This window comes from Komagataeibacter xylinus NBRC 15237 (genome assembly GCF_001571345.1).
GTDB lineage: Bacteria > Pseudomonadota > Alphaproteobacteria > Acetobacterales > Acetobacteraceae > Komagataeibacter > Komagataeibacter xylinus.
In genome coordinates, this window is sequence record NZ_BCTP01000098.1 from 1 (window position 1) to 3,975 (window position 3,975).

4 protein-coding genes are annotated in these 3,975 nt (G+C 54.6%); 3 read left to right on the forward strand and 1 reads right to left on the reverse strand.

The annotated features are described in order from the left end of the window. The 3 genes from GXY01S_RS16390 to GXY01S_RS16400 all read left to right on the forward strand — a co-directional run. On the forward strand, positions 1–385 hold a 385-nt coding region (locus tag GXY01S_RS16390; RefSeq protein ID WP_156470348.1), incomplete at its 5' end, for an IS66 family transposase. Positions 386–546: 161 nt separating this feature from the next. After that, entirely contained in the window at positions 547–1,428 is an 882-nt protein-coding gene (locus tag GXY01S_RS16395) for a hypothetical protein (RefSeq protein ID WP_061276831.1), read from the forward strand. Then, positions 1,415–1,966: a hypothetical protein gene (locus GXY01S_RS16400; RefSeq protein WP_061276833.1), complete on the forward strand. Its 552-nt coding sequence runs from the start codon at positions 1,415–1,417 to the stop codon at positions 1,964–1,966. The genes GXY01S_RS16395 and GXY01S_RS16400 overlap by 14 nt, the downstream gene beginning before the upstream one ends. A 500-nt stretch (positions 1,967–2,466) precedes the next feature. Here the strand turns inward: GXY01S_RS16400 and GXY01S_RS16405 are convergent, their stop codons facing one another. Then, on the reverse strand, positions 2,467–3,540 hold the full coding sequence (locus GXY01S_RS16405; protein WP_035367737.1) for an alkene reductase: 1,074 nt from the start codon (positions 3,538–3,540) through the stop codon (positions 2,467–2,469). Positions 3,541–3,975: the final 435 nt, after the last annotated feature.

Here is a 3,975-nt window from a genome sequence, read left to right on the forward strand (position 1 = left end):
CTGGATGCGGGAGTGTTGCCGGCGCATGTCGACCAAAAATCCCGTTGCCCACGCCATGAACTATTTTCTACGGCGTGCCGATACATTCACACGATTCCTCACAGATGGCCGTATCTGTCTGACGAACAATGCAGCAGAACGCGCCCTACGCGGCATCGCCCTGGGCAGGAAAGCCTGGTTGTTCGCCGGGTCCGATCGTGGCGGAGAGCGCGCCGCCGCCATGTATTCCCTGATCGTCACCGCGCGCCTGAACGATGTCGATCCCCAGGCATGGCTCGCCGATGTCCTGGCACGGATCAATGACATTCCCAATCCACGCCTCCATGAACTCCTGCCCTGGCACTGGAAAGCCCACCAGCAGGTCCACAATACCATCGCCGCCTGAATACGCCCGCGTCTCTCGCCGGATGGTTACGTCTCGTCGCCTGCCCGTGAAAGATCAGAAAAGAAGAACCTCCCCAATTTAACTGCCCAGTGCTCCACGGCATCCTCATAAAAGTGTGCAATAGGTTACGTGGAGGCTCTGTAACCTGATGTGGTTCTGCAATGCTCAAAGCTTCATATGGTAATCGGCAAGCCCATGCCCTGTGCACGATGTCATATAGTGCACGGCTCGACTTCATCGCGGAAGGCTTGCCTATCATCCTCAAAAGCGCTCAAGGTTTTTGGAACGCTTCTCGCCAACTTAATCAGTCACCACGTGAGGCTGGTGTGTTGGTAGGCTTTGCGGAGGAAGAGGCGGCCAAGACGCTCATTCTGCTCGACATAGTGCGGTGCCCACCTGCTCAGGTGAGCAGCCGGGTCGGGCGTATTGTCAAGAAGGTCTTTTATGATCATCTTGCTCGTCTGATCTACGCCGAAGCCCAAAGCTGGAAGCCTGTCGATGTCGCCCAATTACAAGAATATGTCGATACGAAGCGTCAGAGTCATTATCTCGAAGGGGGAATGAACGAGTACATAATGCCAAATTGGGCGCTCTATAGCCGCGAAAGTGTGATGTATGTGGATATAGAGGTTTATGAGGACGGAAAGCCGCAATGGAACGACCCACATCGATGGTCAGAAGTAACGATGGGGACGAAACCTATATCCTTGCTGCTGACAGAGGCGCTCAGCGCCCTCGGCATGTTCTCGCGCGCGGGGGTGCGGGCGACGGCTGACGTCTGGGGTGCGGTCAATTTTGTCGATAGTCAAGGCCACACGGAAGCGCGCAATCTGACTCACGCACTTGCAGCACGGTTGGACACGGAAGGACTTGTCACAGAACAGGCTAATGAAAGTCACGTTCACGCGTTTTGTGACCTCTGGCAAATACCAATGTATAGTATCGATTTTAATAAAATTGACATTCCACTAGAGCAACTGAAGGCAGAACGAGAGGCGGCATATTGGGCCGAGGTCGATTACGAGCATTATGACGATTATTAAGAGTGATGATGGCTATGCCGACGGGGATTTTTTCTTGCTCGGGAGACATTTGCGCCTTCTCGACCTTGAGTTGATCCGACTTAATGCGGCTATTGCTGCATCTAACGATCCTGAGTCGGATGGCCTCTGCGACACTGCCGAATATTTTATCGGACAAGGCTTTATGGCCATCCAACGTTACCTAACGGCGACGCGAACAGGACTCGGTATCAGCATGGCGGAAGCGTTGGACGCACCACCAATGACGGACAGCGGATCGTCACTGGCAACCGCAATCAACGCGGGGGCGAACTACTGGAAGCACGTGGAAGAATGGATTGAGACGATCAACAAATCCGACTACGCCAACTTGAAGGGAAGAGCCCTTAAAACGCTTGAACAGATCGAGCCAATCACACCATGGGAAGAATATACCTGCTCCAATCTTTTGGCCATCTTGTTGGAGGGGCACACGCTGGAACTATCGCTCCTCCTTCCAAAAATTGAAGAATGGCGAGACAACGTCTTCGCCCGCCGGACATTATTGCGGAACTCGTGAAGCTACGACGCATCTTTTTATGGCTGGAAGCGCAAGATGCTCGCGGACCTTGCCTGTGTCTCTCTTTTGATCGTCGAACGCGGCGAAACCGTCTGAGCGTCTAGTCCCGAGAAACTGCACTTGCGCTGAATCAGAGACGTGACGCATTCACTGTCTGGCGCGTGCGGTTGTCTGATGTCGAAGCTCTGGCCGCGTATTTGGGTGAGTCCGTTTTCGGGAAATTAAGACGTTTGACTGAACGGCTAACATGAGGCGACTGCCGTCTGTCTGTTTTGGTTCGCTTGAGCAGACAGGCGAATTTGGGGGGAAACAGACAGTCGGCTATCGGGATAGAGTTACCGAAAACAGCCTTTCGCAGTGTTCACATTCATGGCAGGGAGTAGAGCTATTCAGGTGATTTCGCCTACTTCACGACAAGTATCACGTCGGCGGCTAAATATTTTCTATAGTTCAAATGCAAGTTCCTTCCATTGGAAGGAACTTGCGGGAAAAATAGGGTATCAGCGAGCAAGCGGATAATCCGTATAGCCTTCTGCACCCTGCGAGTACCAGGTGCGGATATCGTCCTTGTTCTGGGGCAGATTGTCTTCCAGACGACGCACGAGGTCCGGATTGGCGAGGAAAGGCCGACCAAACGAAATGGCGTCCGCAACACCGGTAGCGACTGTCTCGATCGCTTCTTCCCGTGTGTAGTCCTGATTCAGAACCAGCGGCTTCCTGAAGACTTCGCGGATCGGACCATGCAGCTTGGGCTGGTCGGTCTTGCCGAACGTGCCGTTCGGTCCGGGCTCGCGCAGTTCAAGGAAAGCGATATCGAGGTCATTCAGCAGCTTTGCGGCCGGCACAAAAACCTGCTCTGGATGACTGTCGATGCAGCCCACCGTATCGCCATTGGGGGACAGCCTTACTGACGTTTTGTGCGCGCCAATCGTTGCGATCACGCGTTCGGTGACTTCACGCAGGAAGCGGATGCGGTTTTCCGGCGAACCGCCATATTCGTCGGAACGATGATTGGTGCCGTCCCGCAGAAATTCGTCGATCAGATAACCGTTGGCGGCATGAATCTGCACACCGTCAAAGCCTGCCTGAAGGGCATTGCGAGCAGCATTTTCGTAGTCGTTCAGGATGCGGGCAATGTCCTCCTTGGTGAGAGGGCGGGCGACTTCGGGAGCCTGCTTGCCATCGTACGTATGGAGGGCTTCAGGCGCTTTTGTCGCCGAGCAGGACACAGGTTGCTGGCCCGTCACGCTGGAATGAACCATCCGACCCATATGCCAGAGCTGGGCCACAATCTTTCCGCCCTTGGCGTGAACTGCGGCGGTGATGGGCTTCCAGGCTTCCACCTGTTCCTGCGACCACAGGCCCGGCGCATACGGCCAGCCAAGACCTTCGCGGCTGATCCCGGTCGCTTCTGAGATGATCAGACCGGCTCCGGCCCGTTGCGCGTAATATTCGGCCATGATGGGGGTGGGCACATGATCACGGGTGCTCCGACCGCGTGTCAGCGGCGCCATGAGAATTCTGTTTTTGGCGTAAATGCTTCCCAGTTCAATCGGCTCAAACAGGCTGGTCATGACAGATCCTTCTTAAAAGACGCAGTTCCTATGAATTAGGGAAGCCTCACGAGGAATACAACAGAAGACTTACCACCTCGTCTGACTTGAGGTGAGCACTGCCTGTCTGCTGAATTGGTGAAGCCGACAGGCAGATTTGGGGGGAGAGCGGAAGGTCTGGTGTGGAGCAACTAAAGGCATTTCCAGTCGTGCAGGCCCATTTTTTAGGAATCAACAGCGCAAACTCATTGAACCCTGTCTCGGTGAGTGCAAGTCGGACTGCGTTTCAGATCGCGAACGTGGGGCTCAATTCTTCTTCGGTGGAAAGGCCAAGGCTTCGTAGCCAACCTGATCGAGCGTGCAGTCGACTAGCTCCAGAAAGCTCGTCTTGGTTAACCCGAGCTGCCGCGCCATCTGCCCGAGCAGAGGATCACCAATTGTCTTGTGCGACTTTCC